The 18,171-nt window shown below is 62.4% G+C and carries 14 protein-coding genes and 2 pseudogenes; 8 read left to right on the top strand and 8 right to left on the bottom strand.

The window, feature by feature from the left end; genetic code table 11:
* Positions 1-17 precede the first annotated feature (17 nt).
* Positions 18-866, top strand: coding sequence for an IS30 family transposase (locus tag M9952_02805; GenBank protein MCO5311847.1), 849 nt, complete (start codon positions 18-20; stop codon positions 864-866).
* 84 nt (positions 867-950) lie between these two features.
* Here the strand turns inward: M9952_02805 and M9952_02800 are convergent, their stop codons facing one another.
* Together M9952_02800 and M9952_02795 are read right to left on the bottom strand one after the other, a co-directional pair.
* Complete coding sequence (locus tag M9952_02800; GenBank protein MCO5311846.1) at positions 951-1,781, bottom strand: glycosyltransferase family 2 protein; 831 nt, start codon at positions 1,779-1,781, stop codon at positions 951-953.
* 10 nt (positions 1,782-1,791) lie between these two features.
* Positions 1,792-2,478, bottom strand: a pseudogene (locus M9952_02795) (IS630 family transposase).
* A gap of 205 nt (positions 2,479-2,683) precedes the next feature.
* On the opposite strand from M9952_02795, the gene M9952_02790 reads away from it, so the two are divergent.
* Both M9952_02790 and M9952_02785 read left to right on the top strand, forming a co-directional pair.
* Positions 2,684-2,920 carry a hypothetical protein gene (locus M9952_02790; protein MCO5311845.1) on the top strand — a complete coding sequence of 79 codons (237 nt, stop codon included), beginning with the start codon at positions 2,684-2,686 and terminating at the stop codon, positions 2,918-2,920.
* Between the two features lie 5 nt (positions 2,921-2,925).
* A complete protein-coding gene (locus tag M9952_02785) occupies positions 2,926-3,960 on the top strand; it encodes an IS3 family transposase (GenBank protein ID MCO5311844.1) in 1,035 nt (344 codons plus the stop codon).
* A 20-nt stretch (positions 3,961-3,980) separates the two neighbouring features.
* Here M9952_02785 and M9952_02780 read toward each other — a convergent pair whose 3' ends face one another.
* On the bottom strand, positions 3,981-4,427 hold the full coding sequence (locus M9952_02780) for a helix-turn-helix domain-containing protein (protein MCO5311843.1): 447 nt from the start codon (positions 4,425-4,427) through the stop codon (positions 3,981-3,983).
* A gap of 406 nt (positions 4,428-4,833) precedes the next feature.
* Here M9952_02780 and M9952_02775 point away from each other — a divergent pair, with 406 nt between their 5' ends.
* The 3 genes from M9952_02775 to M9952_02765 all read left to right on the top strand — a co-directional run bounded on the left by M9952_02775 (position 4,834) and on the right by M9952_02765 (position 8,785).
* Positions 4,834-5,673, top strand: a complete 840-nt coding sequence (locus tag M9952_02775) for an IS5 family transposase (protein ID MCO5311842.1) — start codon at positions 4,834-4,836, stop codon at positions 5,671-5,673.
* 829 nt (positions 5,674-6,502) lie between these two features.
* A complete protein-coding gene (locus M9952_02770) occupies positions 6,503-7,195 on the top strand; it encodes a hypothetical protein (GenBank protein MCO5311841.1) in 693 nt (230 codons plus the stop codon).
* An 810-nt stretch (positions 7,196-8,005) separates the two neighbouring features.
* Positions 8,006-8,785: a class I SAM-dependent methyltransferase gene (locus M9952_02765; GenBank protein MCO5311840.1), complete on the top strand. Its 780-nt coding sequence runs from the start codon at positions 8,006-8,008 to the stop codon at positions 8,783-8,785.
* 802 nt (positions 8,786-9,587) lie between these two features.
* Here M9952_02765 and M9952_02760 read toward each other — a convergent pair.
* The 5 genes and pseudogenes from M9952_02760 to M9952_02740 all read right to left on the bottom strand — a co-directional run bounded on the left by M9952_02760 (position 9,588) and on the right by M9952_02740 (position 16,329).
* On the bottom strand, positions 9,588-11,924 hold the full coding sequence (locus M9952_02760) for a hypothetical protein (GenBank protein ID MCO5311839.1): 2,337 nt from the start codon (positions 11,922-11,924) through the stop codon (positions 9,588-9,590).
* Positions 11,921-12,955 carry a methyltransferase gene (locus M9952_02755; GenBank protein ID MCO5311838.1) on the bottom strand — a complete coding sequence of 345 codons (1,035 nt, stop codon included), beginning with the start codon at positions 12,953-12,955 and terminating at the stop codon, positions 11,921-11,923. The genes M9952_02760 and M9952_02755 overlap by 4 nt, the downstream gene beginning before the upstream one ends.
* Before the next feature lie 810 nt (positions 12,956-13,765).
* Entirely contained in the window at positions 13,766-14,566 is an 801-nt protein-coding gene (locus M9952_02750) for a phytanoyl-CoA dioxygenase family protein (protein ID MCO5311837.1), read from the bottom strand.
* Between the two features lie 227 nt (positions 14,567-14,793).
* Positions 14,794-15,036 (bottom strand): hypothetical protein, encoded by a 243-nt coding sequence (locus tag M9952_02745; protein ID MCO5311836.1) that lies wholly within the window; start codon positions 15,034-15,036, stop codon positions 14,794-14,796.
* 5 nt (positions 15,037-15,041) lie between these two features.
* Positions 15,042-16,329: pseudogene (locus tag M9952_02740) on the bottom strand (IS256 family transposase).
* Between the two features lie 305 nt (positions 16,330-16,634).
* On the opposite strand from M9952_02740, the gene M9952_02735 reads away from it, so the two are divergent.
* Positions 16,635-17,123 (top strand): IS110 family transposase, encoded by a 489-nt coding sequence (locus M9952_02735; protein MCO5311835.1) that lies wholly within the window; start codon positions 16,635-16,637, stop codon positions 17,121-17,123.
* A gap of 406 nt (positions 17,124-17,529) precedes the next feature.
* Positions 17,530-18,153: a hypothetical protein gene (locus tag M9952_02730; protein MCO5311834.1), complete on the top strand. Its 624-nt coding sequence runs from the start codon at positions 17,530-17,532 to the stop codon at positions 18,151-18,153.
* The last annotated feature ends 18 nt before the right edge of the window (positions 18,154-18,171 follow it).

Here is an 18,171-nt window from a genome sequence, read left to right as displayed (position 1 = left end):
TTGCCACACCGACCACGATCGCCCGCGAAGTCTCTACCCACGGTGGCCGCAGCCGCTACCGCCCCGCGGTCGCGGACCGAGCAGCGACCGCGGCGAGGACTCGACCACGACCGCGACTCGCCAAGCTGCCCAACACGCTCCGCGACCGGATCCATGACGAACTCTCCGCTGGCCGGTCACCAGAAGCGATCTGGGCTGACCTCACCACCGAGAACGTGGAAAGGCGCCCGTGTGTCGAAACGATCTACCAAGCCGTATACACCGGCGCTCTCGACCTCAAAGCCACCGAGTGTTTGCGTAGCCGCCGGCCACGCCGCCGCTCCCGACAAGCCCGCCACCAGTCACAACGCCCGGCGTTGCCCAATATCTCGGCCCGTCCCGCCAAGGTGAACGACCGTACTGAGCCTGGCCATTGGGAAGCTGACCAGATCATTGGTGCCCGCAACCGGTCCTCGATGCTGTGGCTGTCCGAACGCCAAACCCGGTTCTCGATCCCGGTCACGATGCCAGTGGGCTACAGCGGTGAAGCAGTACTTGCCGGGCTCATCGAGGGCCTCGACCAAATCCCGGGCCATCTGTTGAAGTCGATCACGTTCGACCAAGGATCGCAATGGTCCGAGTGGGCGACCATCGCGGACATGTACGGGATCGACTGTTGGTTTTGCAACCCTCACGCGCCATGGGAACGAGGTCAGATCGAGAACCTCAACCGACAGTGGCGATGGTGGTTTCCACGCGGGACCGACCTCTCGCTGGTCACCCCCGCCCAGGCTCAAGGCGCAGCCGACATCATCAACAACCAACTCCGCCGGTCCTTCGACTACGAGTCACCTACCCAGCGCTACCATGCCCTCACCGTGCAATGACCGCTAGAACTGGCCGACCTTCCGTCGAATGAACAGGGACTGCGAACTACAATATTCCCGTGAACCATAGAACCCTTTCAACCCCTATCCCGGCAACAACAACCGCCCAACTCTGGCCCAATGCCGCCAACGATGGGGCTCAAGCCAGAAGGCTTTCGCAGCGTGCCGTACCGCCTGCGATCGATTTCCACTTGAACGAGACAGCACCGATGCTATCGCATGGTGGTTTGCTAGAGTCTCTCGATCGTTCTTGAGCGAGCCTCCATACAAATCAATCATACGACGCGCGCTCTCTAAGCGCGCGTCGTCATAGAAGTTGTAAGAGCGCCCTACGCGGGAGACAGTTTGGACCGTTGGTTCGCGCACATAGGAAACGTTGCTCGGGCCGACCAGCGTCATCAGTCGATATAGCAGCTCAGAGTTCTCACCGTAGCGAAACTTGTCGTCATAGCCGTTCGCCTCCTGAAGCAGCTGTCGAGAGACCGAGAAGGTGCCTGCGAGCGGTGTTCCGCGGGGATAAGGGTACGGCGAAGGTTCAGCAAATCGAGGGGCGTCAAAGCCATCGTCAATCACGGCACCCGTGCGTGTAAGCAGATTCTGCGACCTCACGTGAGCATCGAGAAAGACCGTCAAAGCACCGGGAAGGAGGATATCATCGGCATCCAAGAAGACAACAACATCTGCCATTGCGTTGGCAAGACCCGCGTTTCTCGCCGAGGATGGCCCACCATTCGACTGCGAGATCACACGGACACGAGGCGCGTTCAGCCCCATCACCACGCTCGCAGTACCGTCGGTTGATCCGTCGTCCACGACAACCACTTCGGCAGCCACGTTGTCTATCACCGCAGATTTGACCGCCCGGGTGATGACGCTCCTGTCGTTGTAGGACGGGATAATGACGCAGATCTCCACCTCCACGATTCTAGTGGTCCGTCGCGGATTTGGTGTGGTGGGTGAGGGCTGCTCGGCCTCGCCGGACGTTCTCGATGATCTCGTTCGCAGTCTTGACCCACACGAAGGGTTTGGGGCCGTCGTTCCAGTGTGAGACCCACACGTCGATCGCTTCGGTGAGCGCCGCGACACTGTTGAACGACCCGGTCTTCAACCGCTTGTTCGTGAGTTGCGCGAACCAGCCCTCGACCAGGTTCAGCCACGACGCCGAGGTCGGCGTGAAATGCAGATGCCAACGCTTCTGCGCCGGTTTCGCCAGCCATGCCTTCACCTCTTCGGACTTGTGGGCCGACAAGTTGTCCAACACCACGTGGATGTCCAGATCGCGGGGCACGTGCAGATCGATCCACCGAAAGAACGCCAACACATCAGCGCTCTTGTGGGACTTGCGGGTGTCGTGGAGCACCTCACCCGTTGCGACGTTCAGCGCAGCGAACAGATCGGTCGTGCCGTGCCGCTTGTAGTCATGAGTCATCGTCCGGCCCCGCCCCGGGATCATCGGCAACGACGGCTGGGTTCGGTCCAACGCTTGGCACTGGGTCTTCTCATCGAAACTGAACACCACCGCCCGCTCGGGCGGGTTCAGATACAGGCCTACGACATCGACCAGCTTCTCCTCGAAGTCCGGATCGTTCGACAACTTGAACGTCTCCACCCGTAGTGTGGCAGTATAGGGGTTGCCGGGATCGAGTCTTCCAGGAGGAAGCACTATGGCAACAGAATCTACTCGTGTTGAGGTGACCCGGACTCGCCGCCGGTTCACGGTTGAGGACAAACGCAGGATCGTTGGCGAGTATCGGGCAGCATCGAACTCGACAGAGCGTGGCGCTGTTTTGCGTCGGGAGCAGATCTATCAGTCTCACGTGTCGAAGTGGGGCCGTCAGATCGACGACGGCACGTTGGGCACCAAACGCCCGGGCCCACCCGCGACCGGTAAAGACCCCGCCAAGATCCGGGTACGTGCTCTTGAAGCCCAGCTGGCAGCCGCGAAGGCGAAGATTTCGACGCTTGAAGAGTTGGTGACAGCGCAGGGAAAATGCTTGGCGCTGCACGTCGACGTGAGACTCGACGACAGCGCGACGGCACAGCCGACACGGTGACTGGTGTGAGTGACGATATCGAGGCCTGGACGCCACGGGTTGGGGTCGAACTGTCCTGCGCCGCGTTCGGTGTGTCCTCACGCACGTGGCGACACCACCAACAACGCGAACGCGGGGAACTCCCGTTGCGGCCGTCGCGGGCGACCGGTCAACCTCGTCGTGGCCACCCCGCCGCGTTGGATGCTGTGGAGCGTCAAACGGTGTTGGACGTGTTGTGTGAGCCCCGCTTCGCTGACGCGGGTGTCACCGAGATCTACGCCACCCTGTTGGACGAAGGCACCTACCTGTGTTCGGAATCCACCATGCACCGGCTTCTCCGAGAACACCGGTTGTCAGGCCAGCGTCGTCAAGGCCCCCAGCGCGACACCCACCCCCGCCCGCGTGTCGTAGCGACCGCGCCGAACATGGTGTGGTGCTGGGACATCTCCCGACTCCCGGGACCCCACAAAGGCGTCTGGTTCTACCTGTACGCCATCTGGGACCTGTGGTCCCGCAAAACGGTCGGCTGGACTGTCAATCACACCGAAACCGCCGAGATCGCGGAACAGTTGATCAACACGACCGCTCGTCGTGAACGTGTCGAGCGTCACCAATTGATCATCCATTCCGACCGTGGCGCCCAAATGACATCAGGCACGCTCAGCGACCTGTACGACCAACTCGCTGTGCGCCGGTCCCTGTCTCGACCCCGTGTCAGCAACGACAACCCTCACGCCGAAGCCGGGTTCAAAACGTTGAAATACCGGCCCGACTGGCCGACCCGGTTCACCAGCCTCGAAGACGCCACCGTCTACTGCGAACAGTTCTTCGACTGGTACAACAACGAACACCACCACAGCGGCATCGGCCTACTCACCCCAACAGACCGCCACGCCGGCAACGGCCAAGCGATCAACCAGTCACGCCAAGCCGTTCTCGACCGTGCCTACCAGGCCCACCCCGAACGATTCGTGAAAGGCCAGCCCTCACCACCACACCAACCCGCCCGAGTGTGGATCAACCCGCCCACCATCGAAACCGACCAACCCCACAACCCGTAACCAAAACATCCGGCAACCCACTATTGACAGCTTCCGACCCGCCACGGCCGGATCTTGCGGCCCTTCCAGATCCGCGCCACGGTGTCCTTACCGACACCGAACCGCTCTCCCATCGTTCGAGTCGACCACTGCGTCGACTCGTCATCAGGCACCGTGTGCAACGTGTCGTGCACAATCGCGTCGATCGTTTCCTGCGCGATCTGCGGCTTGCGGCCACGACCCGCAGCAATCGTCCCCACCGCCCCAACCCCGCCAGCCTCGAACTTGGCCCGCCACCGGCGCACCGTGTCCGGCGTCGTCGAACACCGCCGGGCAATCTCGTTGTTCGCAACACCGTCCGCAGCCAACAACAACGCCGACGCCTGAACCACCTTGCGGTACGGCAACACCGACGACGAAGCCATCCGCTCCAACTCGGCGCGATCCTCAGCGGACACAATCAACGATGCAGCAGTCACGATCGGCATCCGCCAACCCTAACCCACCCCACTATTCAAGCGACAGACCACTAGCGATAGGTCGTAGCGTCTCCACTCTGGCGTCAACCCGCCGCTATAGGCTGCACCGACGGTGCAACTCACCCGGCGACCCACGATCGCAGCGGAAGACGACCCGCTGTCACCCCATTGCGTGTGCAGCGGCTGATGGCCACCCGCGGAATCATTATGGCAAGTACGTTGGCGACCAACTCGGTTCGCTCGGTCGTGGGCACCCAGCACGACCGAGCGACTTAGAGGTCGCGCGGATAGATCGGGGTGTGCGCTGCGAAGCGCCGTGTCTCGCCCGACAGTGTTGGTGGTCCACCGGTTGGAAGGTTGCCCGTGATGAAATCGCGGGTGCACCAACCCAACCAAACCGGAGGACCCCACCAGTATGCGCGCTCTGGACCGCGAAGTCATCGATGCCGTCTGGAAGAGTTTCGAACCGCTCCTTCCCGAACACGTCGACAACCATCCCAAAGGCGGCCACCGGCCCCGCACCCCAGACCGAATCGTGTTCCACCTGATCCTGGTCCGCCTCGTTTGTGGCTGCTCATGGGTCGACGCCGAAGCGCTTTGCGGCTGGCAAGTTTCCGACACCACCGCCCGAGCACGGTTCAAACTATGGGTCTGCCACGACGTGTTCCGACGAGCGTTCGAACACGCCCTCGACGCCTATGACCGCATCATCGGCTTGGACCTCAGCGAAGTAGCTGTTGACGGCTCCCTCCACAAAGCCCCCCAAGGCGGCGACGGCACCGGCCCCAACCCCACCGACCGGGGACGCTCCGGCTGGAAATGGTCCATCGGTACCGACCGCAACGGGATACCGGTCGGCTGGGCGACCGACGGCGCCAACCGTCACGACATTCCACTATTGGCCCCCACGTTGGACTCGATCGCTGGCCGACACCTCCTCGCCGACATCGACACGATCCACCTTGACCGCGGTTATGACGCCAACACCGTTCGAGCGACCCTGGCCGGCTACGGGCTTGACGACGCGGTCATCGCGAAACGACGCAAACCAGGCGACCCGCCCCACACCAAAGTCGGTCTCGGCCTGCGTTGGCCTGTCGAACGCACCAACTCCTGGCTGGTCAACTACGGCCAACTCCGCCGAAACACCGACCGCAAACGCGCCCACCGCGAAGCCCAACTCGCGTTAGCGATCGTGTTCATCCTCGCCGCCAAACTGATCGACTGGCGCAACCGCTGGGACCCACCAACCTGATCTACCCGCGCATCCTCTAAATACAGTTGGCGATGTGGTTGTAGCGGACGTTGCAGCCGTGCCAAGCGGATGCCGTCCGCTGTAACGACATCTAGCGAACTGCGGTGTTCAATCGCCAGAGCCTCACAGATTCAGCACGCGTAGCCTGGTTCCATCCGGGTGTGAACACACTCACCGCAGGCACGCCCGCGGTGAGTTCGACGAGTGACGTTCGGCGCGGATCGGCGCAACGACGCTGGCCGGTATAATCGGTGATGGCAGCGACAATTGTCAGGGGAGAAGGAAACCGGGTATGTCGGAATGCACCGCGATACGAGACGTTCAAGCGCTCGTTGACCAGGACGTGCTCCGAGAGCCATCCACCAAAATGAGTCAGCCGATCGCACAAGCCCACCACGCTGCAGTGTCAAGGTCGCTCGCTCAACTTGCGGATCTCTGTGATGGCGCTCCGCCTCCGGGGTGCGAACCACCGACCCATTACGAGGCCACCAGACTCGTCGACGAAGCACTCGCCAACCTTGACGCTGCTCTGGCGCTTTACCTCCCAGTGGACGGGCGAGAGGTGTTGACATCGGCCGTGACAGAAGTCCATTCGTCCCTAAGCGGAACCGCCACGATCCCTGACCGGTCGGCGTTTCGGACGGCATCGAAAACAGGATCCATGACCCTGGCGAGGGTGGAACGCCGGCACTCCGGCACCCGCGCTTTATGCGATCTCGCTGCACGTGCGACTGCCACGACGACAACCGCGCAATTGGCGTCGGGCGACTTCCGACATATTGGCACCGGTACGACCGCCCGGCGGATCGTTATCCCAATCGGTCACCCTGTGGTCGTCGTCGACGCGATCACTGACGAAGAATCAGAGGTACTCCCCGGCGGGGCAGAGATCTTCGACGAACTCCGAGAACTCAGTACCGAACGAGGTGCGTTTGTACTGGTCATTGAAGCGCCGCTCCCGACCGAGCGATACGCCCGATCGATACTTTCGAGCATGGCCTCCCATGCCCCGCGACTTCGCGGCGATGTCCCAGGGGAACCGTTTGCTCCCGCCGTCACCTACGGCGACGACCGCCCGACCGATGTGCTCCGCCTAATCGTGGACCAAGTGGGGCAACTGATGGATGCTGGGCTCGGCGATCATGTCGTGGCGTCTTGGCGTAGCCGGGCGCAGCCGACACTCGGTCCGGCGCCATGGCTCCGCCTGTTGCCCGACGACTACGCCGCGTGGGAGGGATGGCGGATCACCGGCCGGATTCCAGCTGGCTTCTCAGAGCTCGGGCCAGAGGATGCAGGCCACCTCCAGCTCGCTGCCGCTGGCCATCGGTTCCGCGTCGAGGCCCACGCTGTCCCAGTGCTGGTCGCGCTCCTCGAAGGCGAACCGCTTCCCCTTGGATTGTTCGCCTCAAACTGTCCCAACGGTGACCCGTGGTGCGCGCACCGCGCTGTGGAGCAACTCGGGATGCTGGGTCTCGTGGACGCACGCATCCCGACGGTGGGAGCTGATGGCCTCCAGTCATGAGCGCTCAGGAGCTCACCTCGATCGAGGCGCCAAGGTCACCTCCCTCGTGAGCGTCCCAATGAGCCGTGCGGACTTCCATGCATTGGAAAGTGACGGTTTCGCTTTCCTTCCGCAGCTGATCACCTCTGATGACGCTGTGGCGCTCCGCACGGGAATCGACGACCTAGCAGACCTCGAACTCGCAACGCCCGGCGCCTCCGCTCGTCACGGCGAGTACTACGTTCGGCGTTTGCCGTGGAAGCGGGCGGAGTTCGCTGCTTGGATCACCCACCCGGTGCTGTTACCGATCGCGCGAGCGCTCCTCGGAACTCGGGTACGTGCGACAGTCGAGGGGCGCACCGTTCGCGGAGGATCTGGCATGTCGGCACTCGGCTGGCACGTCCACATGCCCGGCGCTCTCGACCCGCTTCCACCTTGGTACAGCGAACCCCACAGCCTGACGTGTCTGATCTACTTGAACGACGTCACGCCGACCGAGGGAGCGCTCCGGCTCGCCCCGGGCTCGCATCGAGACCGGTCATTCCATCCCTCGGACGATTCCGAGCTCGACGAAACATCGATCGCGTTGCTCCCGCACTGCGGCGACTGCGTACTCGCTCACGGAAATCTGTGGCATCGGACCGATCCGCCGTTGGCCTCCGCCAGAAATCGAACTCTCCTGCTCGTGATGTACACGCCCGCGTGGCTCGAGCCAACGCACCGTATCAGCGGACAAGCTGCAATAGCGCCTGACGAACACCTGCGGACGACCGCTCGGCGTCTAGGAGTGTCGCCCAGCGAGTTCGACGAGCTCACGGGACGGTTCAATTGGTGAACAAGCCCGAACGCATTCAGCGTACTGAGTTCGAGGTCTATGACCTTCACCTCCGCCTGCAGACCGAGATGTCGTTCGGCGCTGAACTGCCCTTCTTCCATGGCGCTACCGAGTGGGCAAGCGCCCATGAGATCGTTGACCTTGGATGTGGGAACGGTGCCTTTCTCCACCGGCTTGCGATCGCATTCCCAGAGAAACATTTCACTGGGATCGACCTCCGCGCCGATGCAATCGAGGTCGCCCGACAAGAGTTTGCTGCACCCAACATCGCCTACGTGCATGGACGAATCTCAGCGCACCGCACGCCGGTCGACATACTGATGTCTCGGTTCTGTCTGCTCTTCATAGATCGCCTTGACGAGGTTGTGTCTTGGGCGCGGGACCACGTGCGGCTGGCGGTGCTGCAGATTGACAACGAGGATGCACTGCTGTCATTCCCCGCCTCACTGGCGGACTTCGAGGCAGTGCTGCACATCACTCGAGCACGTCGACGCGATCGCCGTTCCCGAACGGCGCTGAATACGACAGCGAGCGCATGGGAGCAGATCGGCTTCCTTCCGACGTGGAGCCACGCCCAAGCAATCACGAGTGAGCCACCCTTCTCACGGGACATCCTCCACCACTGGCTGGTGACGATGGCCGAACTGAGCGTAGGGGCCCCATTGACGCCGTCCCTCATTGAAGACCTGTTCAGATGGTGGTCAGGGCGAGATTACATACAGTATGGGATGCGGGCGACGTGGTTCACTCGGTCTGAGGCGATGCTGGGCGCATGATTGACCCAGATCTATCGATGAGCTCTCTCGGTGATCGCCGATCCACGTGGCCCACCACCCCTGCGAAGACGTCGAACCCGCAGAGCGTGAGCATGGTGTCTGAGAGCTTCACTAGCGTTGAACCCGGCAAACCAAGTTGAAAGTTTTCGGTCGGCCTCAAGTACCCAGCGCAATAGCTGAGCGCGAGGCCGATCCGTACATCCCCCGAGTGGTTAGCGCCTGATCCGTGATAGATAGCTCCGCTGTAGACAAGGGCGTTCCCAGCGGGGACCTCGACGGCGACAGCGGCGTCGAGCCGCCGATTGGGTTCGTCCCATCGGAGCGGTCGGGGCAGACGATGGCTGCCGGGGATTATGCGAGTGGCGCCGTTCTCATTCGTGAAGTCGGTCAGGGCGAAGATCGCTGTGCAGATCGCTGGCCGACGGAAATCGCGGGGAAGACCGATCGCTTGGTCATCGGAATGCAACGGTTGCTCTGGGCTTCCCGGTTCGAGCGGAAGCGCCATCATGGAGTTGAGGAGGCACCCTGCGCCCAAGACCCTCCGCATGAGTTCGAGAAGCATCCGAGACTCCGCCAGTTCGACGAACATCTCGCCTTTGGCGATGAGATTGCACGTCCGGCGCTGACCCATCTCAAACTGCCCGATGGTACGCGTGTAGTCCTCTGTCCGCTCTAGCTCAGCAAGACGGTTTCGACATCGGTCGAGGAGCCCTTCAGGCGCCACGTCTTCGACAACGGTCCAACCGTCAGCGACGATCCGACTTGCACACTCTTCGAGCTGCGACGCACAGTCCACGACCAACTACCCAGCTACAGGGGTCCCACCATCGTCCTCCGCTGCTCGGAGGACCCCGAAGATCGAGGTGCGAGACAGCCATGGACGGACGACGCCAGAAGATTCCCATGCAATCCCGTGCACACTCTCGACACTGCTGCGATCTCCATCGAGCGCGTCGATGATCCGCTTCGGCCAGCCAGCCTCGAGAAGGAACGTCGTGACAACCTCAGGACTCACACCGCCAAGGTACGCTATTTGCGATGTACCGCGCTGCCCCAAGTGAACGGCCAGCGACTCGGGGGCGAAACGATGGAGCCGGCTAGCCGCCTCGGGCTCAGCGTGCAGGCTGGAGTCGAACCAGTCGCCGAGCCTCCCCTCGTCCTCGGGTGCAGGATGATGGGTGATCACCTCGTCGAGCGCCAGACCCCACTCCGTCGCTTCGTACCAGCAACCGCCAACCGACCCATCGGGCCCGAACGCTCGGAGGACGAGGAGCGTCCGCCCCGGCGAGGCAAGCGTTCGCCGAAGCGTGAAAGCGTGGATGCGTGCGACGAGTTGCTGCACGGCAATTCGAGCGCCAACCGACCGTTCGAGCGCAGCTCCAGCAAGGTGCTCAAAGATCGTGGAGTCAGTCCCGCGGATGGCGGTGAGGTCGTATCCCACGTCAGTGCCGCGAGAGACTCGCCACGCAATATCGATCGAACTCAACTCACGGAAATCCTGCCGGAACCCGGACATGAGACTTGAGGCACCAAGCGCTTCCAGCACCAGCTCCATCAGCGGATCGATCTCTGCTCCGGTTCGCGCTCCCGCCTCAAGGAGGCCTAATGGTCGCTGGACAGCCAGATCGCCGAGAGCAGCATCGACACCTTGGGTGACCGTACCGTCGCGGCGGAGTGCGACGAGCGCGGTAAGGACCGCGGGCAGGACCCCCCATCGACCCGCAGTCTTGAGCGCCTCCGTCGCGACCGCTTCGTCCACGGCGGCGGCCCAAGCGAACCATCCCAGGGCGCCAGCCTCGCTCGCCTCGATGGCCCGCAAAACCAGCCGATGAGTCGGCGACGGCACCCTGATCCACTCTCCCCCGAGGCGGATCGGGACGGAATCTCTCCAGATGTCGGCCTCGGCCGATGCCGGATCCCTCAAAGAGCGATAGAGGTCGGCGACGGTCGACACACCGGATGGCATTTGCCCGACGTCGCTCCGAACGAGGACCCGCTCTGATCCCATATCAAACGGCATCGCCGGCCAGCCCGACTCCGAGGCGATCACGCGATCTCCCACTACAATTGCATGCTCCGGCCATTGCAGGGTGTCCCCCCGCAGCAGAATGGTGAAATCTGCAGACCGCTGACGATCTGGCATCGGAGCGATCAAGTTATCACGCGCCATGCTCCTCAACGTTCCGCTACCAAGCCCTAACTCAAGAATGCTCTGCCCCACGGCGACGTGCCGGATCGGCCCCCATCGGCCGATGGGCGACCATCCCACCGCTTCGCGGTCCCTTGACGCTGCCAGAATCTCATCGATCAAGTCGAGGGCGGGTTCGAGGTTACCGTACGTGAGCGACCAGCAGGGCGCTCCCGTCGCTAGCCCCGCGATTAGGTCGAGCGCCATCGGCCCGTATCGCTCGGCGTCGAACGTGTTATCCATCAAGCGGTGCGCAGCCACGACGGGTTCAAGCGGCTCAGCTTCGGTCGGGGCGCCAGCGCTGAAGGTCGGGAACACAACGACGTCGATCGGTGAACGTCCACCAACACGTCCGATCGCCGAAACCGGAAGCACCACCCGATCTGTGTCGGTCGGGACCATTGCGTGGGGCGCAAACCTCCCAATCGACCAACCCTTCAGCGTGATGGGCTTCGCATACGGTCGAACACTAAGATCTCCGATCATGACGCCCACGAGTTCGTCGGTGAGGTAGTTCCATCGCCGTTCGACGAGCCCCGCACATAGCGTCGACTTGCCCGAGCCGGAGGACCCTGCGAGCAACAACCCCTGGCCCGAGCGCTCAACGAACGCTGCATGAAAATGTAGGCGCGCCTTGTCGGAATCGAGCGCGGTCCGGTTGAGGTTCGTGATTGCTGCGTCAATCACCTCGTCCGCCGATCGAGTCCGAAGTCGCGGTGAGCCGAAACGGTCCAAAAACACCCACGACCCATCGTCCTCGTTGAATTCCACCACGATTTCAGTCTCAAGCGCGATGGGGGATCGGTGTTCCTGAGGATCCAGGACGATCAGGTCTGCAAGTGCGTCTACAAGGACTGCCGGGAACGGTCCAACGAACTTCACACGGGCCAGGAGCGCCTCGACGACGAACTGGTAGGCATCCGGCAGGCGCCGGCCGCTTGACTCGCTCATGGTTTCCGCGCGCGGACAATCATCCACGGCAGGTCGAGGTTGATGATGTCAGCCTGATCGATGATGGCCCCGAGCGCCCGAAGTTGAACGAGGTAGTCGTCCGGTGTACGGAAGGCCCAGAACCAAGCCGACAAATTGAACGTTCCCGCCGCGATCGGCGCGTGGTCGCCCAGGTGCGGCCGCGACCGCTCCGCTACTAGCAGCGTCCCGCCGGGGTCGAGGCAGTTCCAGGCGGCACTTATGAGCTGCGCCGCCTCCGGCTCGCGCCAGTCATGGAGGACCCCCTTAAGAACGACAAGGTCGAATCCTGTCGGCATCCGGTCTTTGAACGCGTCCCCGCCGACGTAGGTGACTCGGTCAGCGTTGTCGCGCCCACGATTCCACTCGGTTCCAAGGGCAACAACTGCAGGGAGGTCGAACACTGTGACGTGAAGGTCGGCGCATCGATCGCACATCGAATGCGCTAGCTCACCACTGTTGCCTCCGATGTCTAGTACACGCCGATGCGATGAAAGCTCACAGTGACGGAGCACCGCCCCGGCTTCGTACCGCGTGAGCGTGGTCATGTATCGCACCCAGTCCGCTAGATACTGACGTTCTGCCGGATCACGGCTTGACGCCAGGTCGTATCGAAAATGGCGGAGGTACTCGTAGTCGGTCGAACGCTGGGCGGCGACGTCGAACAACGAGATCGGATCGTTGAACACGTCCCGAAGGAACATCGTAGCGAAGCGAAGCTTCACCTCGAGAAGGTCTCGGTACGCCATCGCGGAGCGAAACCTAGTCGTGAGTGAGGGTACCCCATCGGCCTCGACCAGCACCCCCGCAATGCGCAGGATCTCGATGTGTAGCGCGTACCCTTCGAGCCCTTGACCGGTCGGTGGTCGGCCTACGAGCAGTTGATCGATCAGTCCGCTGTCGAGCGCTGCCTTAAGAGCGAGCATCTCGATAGCGCCGCTTAGATACTCATCGACAACGAGAAAGTCAACGTCCTCGTCCTCGCCTGCCGTATCGGTTGGATCGTCCGTCATCAGCCATTCACGGTTGAATTGGCCGACGGACCCTCGGAAACGTCGGGGTTGTCGACTGCGAACACTCCCGAGGTGTTGACGACACCGGGTACGGCCCATACGTGGAGCATCCAGCCGCTCCCACCGACGGCTCGGCCCCCAGCCGCTTCGCACGCGGTGGCCGAGCCGCTGTCAATCATTGCCCCCGTGTCCGCCACACACGCTGAGTGACCGGTCCCATGCCAGTGCCAAGCGTCGAAAGGTCCGGTGAACCCGGACGGCGGCGCCGCTGCGTCCGAAGCGCTGACGAAGTAGACGATGGCCACTAGGGGAGCGTCACCCGATGAGCCATCGTACAGGAGCATCTCGGGAGCTTCGATTTCGAATACTGAGTCGACACGGTCTACCGCATACGCGTGTGTAAGCGTCCCAACCGAGCCATCGAGCGGCCTATCCGAAAGGAAGCCCTTTGCAAGTGCGTCCGACAGCGTGCCCATGGAGCGGACTGCGAGCGCAGCATCCGCCAACTCTCCATTAAGCGCTGCCTGCCGTACGGCGGAGAGCTTGCAATCGTCAGAGCCGGGTGCATTTGATACGTGGTCGTGCTGCTGCGCGGACGAAGCTCCGGGGTTTGAGTCCATGGCACTTAGGTCCGGTGGTCCTGTATCCGACTCGCAATCGAGGGCGGGTCGAAGAGCGACAGTCGAGGTCGTCGACGACGTGCTCGAATCGGGCCCGGCTGATTCCGAGGTCGATCGGCACCCACCCAGCACCAGAGCTAGGCAACCCGCAATCTGCAGAGCTTTGGCTGACGGACAGCACATCACGGAGTCACTTGCCTGAACACATCCGGCCCAATAGCCCGCGTCCATCGACGAGTTCTGCCCACGGCTCCACCCGTGGCAGGCTGGCGGGAGGAGTCCTGAACGGAGCCCGACCGGCCAGCACGCGCTCGTCGAACTCATACGCGCGGAGTCCCTCCGCGGCGTCCGCGAAGCAGAAACGCAACGGCACAGCACCCACCACGAATGCTGAGGCAACGGCAACACGTTCCGCGGACGAGCGATTTGGGTGGGAGGCGTGGATCGTCGCCGAATCCCAAACCAGGATGGAGCCTGCGGACATCTCGATCGTGATAGCGCGCTCGTCCAGAACCGACGAGATGGCGTCCATTTCGACGGTTCCGGTCGGACCAGCAGCGCGGATTCCGCTCGTCCAGCGATGACTCCCGGGCACAACTCGCATCGCGCCGCTTCGCGATTCAACATCAACCAACGGGATCCACGCCGAATAGCTGCGGATGACGGACTCGTCAGTGTAGGTCAAGTCTTGGTGAAAGCTCACTGCTTCAGCAGCGCGATGTTTGACGAGAAAAGCGTTAAGAAACGCTGTCACCCCGGGCCCGAAGTGACGGTCGAGTTCTGGCTCGACGATCCCTTGGATTGAGCGATGTAACCGCAGCCGCTCGGCGGGCGCCCCGTCCCTTGCAGACGACTGAAACCCCTCCGGATTGCCGGTACGGGTTGTGTACAGCTCATACAGCTGATCAAGAAGACCGCTCCCAACACGATCCACAACGCAGTAGCCGTCGTGTACGAGTGCAGAGTTGCTGATGGGAGGACCCAGAGACACGCTCCAGACTCTACCAGAGCACTTCTGCTCGCGTTCGGGGGACGCCTCCCCTCTTACCGTGTTTCTCACCGGATGCAAGTAGGTTCCCGGTGATTGTCGGAGCGGGCCGGGATGACAGAGTCCCGTCAGGTGGTGGGATTTCGAGTGTGATGCTCGATGTGTGAGCGGCGGTTGCCGCTACCAACGTTGAGTTTGTCACACGAGCTCAACAGCGCCTGTCGGGGCGGTCACATGGGCAGTGGCGGTTCGTGCCAGGCTTTGCGGCTTGTGGGGTCGTAGCGGAGCCGTCGGAACCGTTTGTGAGCGGCTTGGGGTGTCACACCAAGCTGCTCGGCGATCTCAGCCCAGGTCGCACCCCAATACATCGACCTCGCCACCGCGGTCTCAAGATCGGTTTCGATCCGTCGGAGCTGGCGGGTCGTCTCGGCTGTCTTCGCGAGTGCCGCCGCTTTGTGTTGCGTTCGTGCCATACCGGTTAACCCTCGTTGATAACGGTCGGCTCATCAACCATCGTTGATGAGATTGTTGGTCTGTCAACGATGGTTGAGTCGCCTGGCTCCAACTCGGCGAACGCGGTGCCCAAAAGCACTGCCATCGAACCCTCCGGCAGGTAACGACGCGCAATCGCCCACTCGTCGTGCTGGTCGGCCAACACCGCCCCCGATGAGGCGCAGTACTGCGGGGTCGTTCGGGAAGATCCCCACAACGTTGCTGCGTCGTTTGATCTCCTTGTTGAGTCGTTCCAACGGGTTGTTCGACCAGATTTTGCGCCAATGTCCGGTCGGGAAGCTGCGAAACGCCAACACGTCGCTGCGGGCATCACGCATCGACTCGGCGGCTTTGGGGAACCGCTGTGCGAGGGTGTCGGTCACTTCGTCCCACCGGGCCTCAACAGCGTCGGGATCGGTGAGCGCGAAGATCGACCGGAACGCTGCAGCAACCATCTCCTGGGAGCTTTTGGGGACAACAGCCAACAAGTTCCGCACGTAGTGGACCCGACAACGCTGCCACGACGACCCCGAAAAACACTTGCGGATCGACGCTTTCAGCCCGGCGTGGGCGTCGGAGATCACCAGACGAACACTGTTGAGCCCGCGGTCTTTTAACGAGCGTAGGAACCGGGTCCAAAACGTTTCGTCCTCGCTGTCGCCGATGTCGACACCCAACACCTCGCGTCCACCCTCGGCGGTGATCCCGGTTGCGACGACCACAGCGCGACTGACGACTTGGCCCAAAGCGTCGTCGCGGACGTTCACATAGGTGGCGTCGAGGTACACGTACGGGAACCCAACATGGCCAAGGGTGCGGTTGCGAAACGCGTCGACGCGTTCATCAAGACCCGCGCAGATCCTCGATACTTCGGACTTGGAGATACCGGTGTCGACGCCCATCGCGGCGACGAGGTCGTCGACGCTGCGGGTCGATACCCCGTTCACGTACGCCTCCATCACAACCGCGTACAGGGCCTGGTCGATACGACGCCGCGGTTCCAGGAGCGACGGGAAATAGCTGCCGGCGCGGAGTTTGGGGATACCGACTTGGAGGTCGCCGGCCTTGGTGGACAGGGTCTTGGAACGGGTGCCGTTGCGGTGCGTGACACGCTCACCACAGCGTTCGTAGCGGCCGGCACCGATCTTGTCGGCGGCTTCGACGTCGATCAACGCTTGCAGTGCCCACTGGGCCAGCTCGCGGACAAGATCGGTGCCGTCGCCGACACGAAGCGCGTCGAACAGTTCGGACAGGGCAGAATCGGGTAGAGCCATCGGTGTGAATCCTCTCGTTGTGCACTTGGCGTACACACCGAGCATCACGCCGATGGCTCACCCACAGGTGGACCACCGCCCCCGAATTCCCACCACATGAAGGGACTCATACGCCGGGATGGCTTTGTGTCCCTGCCGTTCGATGACCTGGGGGTGTTGCCACCGACCCGTGAAGACGCTGTGGTCTCGCTGATAGGAACATGCCCTTGATGGCTCATTCGTAAGGTGGATGCGATCCCACAGACGTCGCGATCCGACGGTCTCCCCAACCCAAACCCGCTACGGGCGGGAGAACAGGAGAACCAGTGACCGTCACCGTCGGCCTCGATATCGGCGAGACAGACCACGGCGTCTACGCCCGCGATGACACAGGCACCGAAATAGGCCTCGGCCCGGTCTCCAGCGTGGTGAAACGCGCCAAAGTCGCCAACGACCAGCGGTCCCTCGACGTGCTGTTCGCCTGGATCGCGACCCTCGCCGGTGATGGCGGCTGGGTGTTGGCAATCGACCAGATCGGTTCCTACGCCCGACTCGTGATCGCTGCCGCCGCAGCACACGGCGCGCAGATCGCGTACGTGCCCGGCCTTGTCGCACACCGCGCGGCGGAGCTGTTTCCCGGGCAAGCCAAGACCGACCAACCCGATGCCCAAGTGCTGTGCGATGTCGCCCGAGCGTCACCGATCAACTCCGCTGGGTCAACCCTGCCGACGACGAACTGGTCGCCGAATTGGCCGTGTTGTGCCGCCACGACCAAGACCTCCGCGCTGATATCAACCGGATGCGCGACGCGTTGAACTCGCTCCACCCGCCCCTCGAAGCCGTGATCGGCCCGAAACTCGCTACCAAAGCCGGAGTCTGGGCGATCGGGACTGGCGAGCGAGAGACTCGCTGGTCGATTCGCGCTGAACACCGTCACCGTTTCGTGTAGACGCTGATGCGGCCAGATCCGGCACAGGCTGGCAGAATAGTCTTATGCCGTGGAACAGCGCTGGGCTAGCAGGTCGGTACCTACCGGGCGAGAAGCCCGCTGACTACGCACAACGCCCGTACCGAGCACCCAAACCGACAGCTGGTCGGTTCCGATCCACCGAGCTGTTGCGAAGGTCATGGGAGTACGCCGGGTGTGACGAGCGGTTCTCCCCGATCCTCGCTCGTGCCGACTCTTTGATCGGGCCTGGCAAGATCGCCTGGGGGGTCAAGATGATCGATGGTACCCGGTCTTGGGAGCTCTACCTCTACGACCACTCACTCCGTCAAACGCTCACCCTCAGCCTCCTTGAGCGCATCGTGCCCGGCGCTCTTGATGCGGCATACGGTCTCGACGTCGATCAACGCTGGTTCTCGATCTCGTTAGACCTTTATGCAGAAGACCCGCGGCCGATCGGCGACAGCGCTCTACATTTCTACGTCACCAACACCGGAGTTCCAGCGTCGTGCACTAGCTTCGGAACGACCCCGTCCGGTCTGGTCCGAGAGAACGACTACACACTATTCGACGGAAGAACGGCTTGGGCAGCCGCCGCTAACTGGCTCGATCGAAACGGTTGGGGCAGTTCGGCCAATGTCTTGTTGTGGGACGAAGCTCGCCCGTGTAGTCACATCGCGTTAGCAACGAAGCCTCACGCTACCGGTGTCTACTTCGGCGGTCTCAATGTGAAACAGGTACTCGCCTTCGCTCAACGCAGCAACTTGACCGACCCGGCAATCAAGGACCTAAGCAGGAATCAGGCCGATTTCGATCACCTCCTACTTGACGTCGCCATCGATGCCGTTATCCGCGAAGATCGCCTCCACATCACGAAAGTCGCCTATTTCTCGTCGTGAGCTTGGTACGCCCGAAAA

It is taken from the genome of Microthrixaceae bacterium (assembly GCA_023957975.1).
Lineage (GTDB): Bacteria > Actinomycetota > Acidimicrobiia > Acidimicrobiales > Microtrichaceae > JAMLGM01.
This window is presented reverse-complemented; position numbering and strand designations above follow the sequence as displayed.